This is a genomic window from Mitsuaria sp. TWR114, assembly GCF_007997345.1.
In genome coordinates this window covers 1-647 of record NZ_VOSR01000103.1, presented here as the reverse complement: position 1 = coordinate 647, position 647 = coordinate 1, and the positions used below count along the sequence as shown (strand labels likewise).

The window sequence follows — 647 nt, the reverse complement described above, 5'->3', positions numbered from 1 at the left end:
GGCCATGCGCCAGGCGCCGATCGAGGCGCCCAGCAGGTGCACCTCCTGGCCGCCGGACGGGAGGAACTCCCCGAACAGATGGGCGTCGAGCGCGCTGAGGATCAGCCCCTTGGGGCCGCCGGCCGCGCCGGGCACGGCGCGCACGTCGGCGGCGCGCAGGCCATGGTCGCGCAGCCGTTGGCGCGCACGGGGTCCGGCGAGGATCTGCAAGGCCTGCATCGGGCGGTTCGTCCTTTCATGGGGCAACGACACCCGACGCGGCCGGCCGCCCCTCGCCTGATCGTCAGGCTCAGAGCTTCATTTCCAGGTTGAGCTGGAACCAGGGCTTGAGGCTGCGGCCGGTGGCGTAGTAGTCGCCATTGGCCAGCGCGGTCTCGGCCCGCGCGTCGAGCGGGAAGAGATTATTGGCCGAGAAGCGGACCGAGGTCTTGGGGTTGACCATCCATTGGGCGAAGACGTCCAGGCCGCGGTTGCGCGAGAACTCGACCTGCTGGCGGTCGGTCTGGCGGACCGTGTAGACCGGCGTGTAGTTCAGGTTGGCGCCGGTGGTGACCGGCACGCCGCTGAAGCGGTAGTCGAAGCCCAGGTTGGCGGTCCAGGGCTGCTGCTGGTCCAGGCGATTGTCCGGCCCGGACACGGCCTTCACC

2 pseudogenes are annotated in these 647 nt (G+C 70.3%); both read right to left on the bottom strand.

What is annotated here, in order from left to right:
- Positions 1 to 219: pseudogene (locus tag FUT87_RS05165) on the bottom strand (phospholipase); the annotation flags it as partial.
- A 70-nt stretch (positions 220 to 289) separates the two neighbouring features.
- A pseudogene (locus tag FUT87_RS05160) lies at positions 290 to 647 on the bottom strand (TonB-dependent receptor); the annotation flags it as partial.